Source organism: Gammaproteobacteria bacterium (genome assembly GCA_003696665.1).
GTDB lineage: Bacteria > Pseudomonadota > Gammaproteobacteria > Enterobacterales.
In genome coordinates this window covers 1-3,708 of the sequence record RFGJ01000670.1, presented here as the reverse complement: position 1 = coordinate 3,708, position 3,708 = coordinate 1, and the positions used below count along the sequence as shown (strand labels likewise).

Annotated in this window: 4 protein-coding genes; all 4 read left to right on the top strand. The window is 54.9% G+C overall.

Annotated features, from left to right (window positions below):
* The first annotated feature begins 17 nt into the window (after window positions 1-17).
* Window positions 18-512 carry a hypothetical protein gene (locus tag D6694_15890; GenBank protein RMH32657.1) on the top strand — a complete coding sequence of 165 codons (495 nt, stop codon included), beginning with the start codon at window positions 18-20 and terminating at the stop codon, window positions 510-512.
* Window positions 513-609: 97 nt separating this feature from the next.
* On the top strand, window positions 610-2,034 hold the full coding sequence (locus D6694_15885) for an O-antigen ligase domain-containing protein (protein RMH32656.1): 1,425 nt from the start codon (window positions 610-612) through the stop codon (window positions 2,032-2,034).
* Window positions 2,012-3,178: a glycosyltransferase family 1 protein gene (locus tag D6694_15880; protein RMH32655.1), complete on the top strand. Its 1,167-nt coding sequence runs from the start codon at window positions 2,012-2,014 to the stop codon at window positions 3,176-3,178. The genes D6694_15885 and D6694_15880 overlap by 23 nt, the downstream gene beginning before the upstream one ends.
* Window positions 3,175-3,708: WecB/TagA/CpsF family glycosyltransferase (locus D6694_15875; protein RMH32658.1), on the top strand; the 534-nt coding region annotated here is incomplete at its 3' end. The genes D6694_15880 and D6694_15875, both read left to right, overlap by 4 nt.

Here is a 3,708-nt window from a genome sequence, read left to right as displayed (position 1 = left end):
CGAAGGGTCCGTTGTGGGTGGAGGTGCTTCACCGCAGAGTGTGGGTGTGGGACGGGCGGGAGCCCGAGGCCCACTGCTGGCACCTGATTGTGCGGCGCTCGGTGCGCAACCCTGGGGAGATCAAGTACTCGCTGAGCAACGCGCCGGAGCAGACGTCGGTGCGGCGATTGGCATACATGCAGGGGCAGCGCTACTGGGTGGAGCGGAGCCTGCAGGAGGCCAAGAGCGAAGTGGGCATGGGCGAGTACCAGGTGCGGTTGTGGCAGGGGTGGCATCACCACATGGCGATGGTGCTGATGGCGTTGTTGTTCTTGTTGGAGGTCCGCCGAAAGCATCGTGGTGCGTTGCCCTTGTTGAGTGCGCGCGACGTCCGGGAAGTGCTCAGCATCTTGCTGCCGCGCGCGAACGTGACATTGGAGGACGCCCTGGCGCAGATGGCCCGACGTCACCGGCGAAGGGCATCCGCGATGGCATCACACGTCAGAAAAGCTAAGCAAAGCAACGAGTTGTGAAGATATGACAAAGTAGAACTAGAATGATACCCGGAACCACTCTGCCGTTAAACCTGCCCTTTGCGAAGGCTCTGGGAAATCTGATGAAGTAGAACTAATGATCCGCTTACATTTCGCCTCTACACCGTCTCATCGGCTCGCCGGGCTAAAGCAATCTCTTGGGCCAGTTCGGGATGCGCGGTTAAAGTTCGTATTTCCGGACGGGCACGGGCTGGGCGCTATGGTTGGAAACTCAAGACCCCTTCGCCTCCGCAACGCGTTTCGTTGGTGGTGGTCGTTTTGGATAGTATTCTTCCTGAGCGGGTTAGTTTTTAATCCACACAGTGGAGTTCCTGCGGCTTTGGACGCTGCAAAAATATATAGGATCGCAGCAGTTTCGTGCGTTGCCTTTTCTATTTGTATACTTGCCTTGGCAGGATGTAGAATAACATCCGCTTTGCGATGTTTGTGCGCGGGCCCCTTGGGCTGGCTTGTCCTCTATACCAGCATAGGCTTTATGTCAGTCTTTTGGTCTGTCCAGCCCTTGTGGACCGCGTATAAAATGATGGAGTACATGATCGGCCTAGTTCTTGTTGCAACTACCATGTCAAATACGGGCAAGCTCGAAAACTACGAAGCCTTGTTTGACCTAGTGTGGCTTCTTTATGCAGGGCTTCTTCTAACTGTATGGGCGGGTGTTATAGCGTGGCCGGATGCCGCAGTGAAGCAACTAAAAGGGGGATCTGAAGCCACGATACCTTTCCGTTTGGCTGGCGTGCTCCCTGTTGTGCACCCGAATGGCGTTGGAGCAATCGCGGCGACTCTAGCCATCGTGGCTCTCGCGAGATATTTTAGTCGTGGCGGACAGTTGAGATATGCAGTATATTGTGGTTTGTGCCTTGCCACTCTTTTTTTGTCGCAGTCAAGATCCGCGTGGTTTTCGTTTTCTTGTGGCCTCTTTGTGGTTGCGTATGCAGCAAGGCGTATCCGATTAATGATGTTCTTGGGACTCGCGGTTTGCTTTGGTCTTCTCCTCTCCTCGACGCCGTGGCAATACTTCCTAAGGGGGCAAGATATATCACAAGTAATAGAGTTATCTGGGCGCATAAAGATGTGGGGGCTTGCGCTTAGTTTTATAACGAGGCGCCCTTTGTTTGGTTATGGGGCAATGACGGGCACCCGCTTCTTGCTTGCCCCCCTGGCCCCTTTCGGAGAAGATTTCGCTTACTCTGGAGCGGATAATGTTTTTATTGAAGTCTTGCTGGGAGTTGGAGGTGCGGGGCTTGTGCCCCTTGTCGCGAGTGTGTTAGCCGTGTGGTCGACGCTAGCGTCGGAGTTAAAGTACAACAAGGGGAAGAACGTGGGGGGCGTCGCAAATTATGCGTTAGAAGGATTAGGTGTGTTGGCTGTGAATATGGGGCTCAGCTTATTTACTGCAGGCGTATTTATTTGGCACCCTCCTGTTGTTTGGTTGCTGATTGTAGGGTACGCAAGCCTCTTGCGCTGGAGGAGTAAAGCGTATGCGTGTTTTGCTCGTGCATAATCGCTATTTAACCCCTGGGGGGGAAGATACCGTATTTGAATCTGAAGCGAATTTGCTGCGACGGTACGGGCATGAGGTGCTGGAACTTGTGGGCGAGAACAGTGACCTGCTCAGCAGGCCAGCGTGGGGGGCAGCGTTGGGTGCTGTTTGGTCCCGTGATGCTTATGATAAAATCAGGGAATTGATAAGAAGACATCGACCCCATATAGCCCATTTTCATAATACATTTGCAGCTCTTTCACCATCGGTTCTTTACGCTTGTAAGCGCATGGGTGTGCCGGTTGTGGTGTCCTTGCATAATCAGCGAATATTTTGTGCAAAGGGCACGATCTATAGGGATGGCAGGGTGTGCGACAAATGCGCGCGAACGTTTACACCGTGGCCTGCCATTCTCCACAAGTGTTATCGAGGGTCGACGCAATTGACTTGCGGAGTCGCACTTTTGATTTTTGCGCATAAGGCGTTGAGAACGTGGCAACGGAAAGTCGATAGGTATATAGTGTTTACTGAGTTTTTCTTGGAAAAGTTTGTGGATTGGGGGTTGCCGCCGACGAAAATGGTGGTAAAGCCTCACTTTGTGTCCGCGGATCCCGGGTATAGGGGAGGAGGAGTGGGGGAATTCGCTCTGTTTGTCGGGCGACTAACAGAGGAAAAGGGTGTGAAAACATTGATGGAAGCTTGGAGAAGGATTGAGGGTGTCCCGTTAAGAGTTAGAGGCGATGGGGAGTTGATGAACGACGTGATCGCATTGACACAGGAGGACTGCTCTGTAACATGGGTCCCTCGACTAGCAAAGGAGGAGCTAATATCTTTGCTCAAAGCCGCACGTTTTTTGGTGTGGCCGTCCGAGGGTTGGTATGAGAATTTTGGCATGGTGGCAGTGGAAGCATTCGCATGCGGTGTTCCTGTGATTGCGTCAGATACAGGCGCGATGCGCGAGATTGTCGCGGATGGTCGCACCGGCATCTTCTTTGAACCAGGAAATCCGCAAGACCTAGCGGAGAAGGTGACGTGGGCGTGGGAAAACCCCGGCCGCATGGCTGAGATGGGGCGAGAGGCCCGGCGGGAATATGAAAGAAAATACAGCCCGGAGCGAAATTATGAACTCTTGATGGAGATTTACAGACAAGCGGCGGGAAGATGACTGCCAAGATACTCGGGATGCGGGTAGATCCCACGAGTTTCCGGGGGGCCACAGAACTCATTTTAGCCTGGGCTGGTGGGCGGGAGAGTCGGTACGTGTGTGTCGCGAACGTGCACATGGTAATGGAGGCGTACGATAACCCATCGTTCCGTGAAGTGGTGAATGGGGCTGATCTGGTAACTCCCGATGGGATGCCTCTTGTGTGGATGCTGCGGCGGTGCGGGCACGAAACCCAGACCCGCGTGCATGGCCCGGAACTGACTTTGCGGGTGTGTCGGGAGGCCGCCCGGGAAGGGCTTCCTGTGGGGTTCTACGGCGGTGCGCCGGCGGTGCTCGAATCTCTGACTCGCACTCTCCGAACTCGCTACCCCGGGCTGCGGGTGGTGTACGCGTACAGCCCGCCGTTCCGCGCCCTGTCGGCCGAGGAGGACGACGCGGTCGTGCAAGCGATCAACGAGAGCGGGGCTCGGGTGCTCTTTGTCGGCCTCGGTTGCCCCAAGCAAGAGCGTTGGATGGCCGCGCACCGGGGG

Coding starts and splice junctions, on each gene's coding strand:
- D6694_15885 (RMH32656.1), top strand. CDS start 610: ATGATCCGCTTACATTTCGCCTCTACACCGTCTCATCGGCTCGCCGGG.
- D6694_15880 (RMH32655.1), top strand. CDS start 2,012: ATGCGTGTTTTGCTCGTGCATAATCGCTATTTAACCCCTGGGGGGGAA.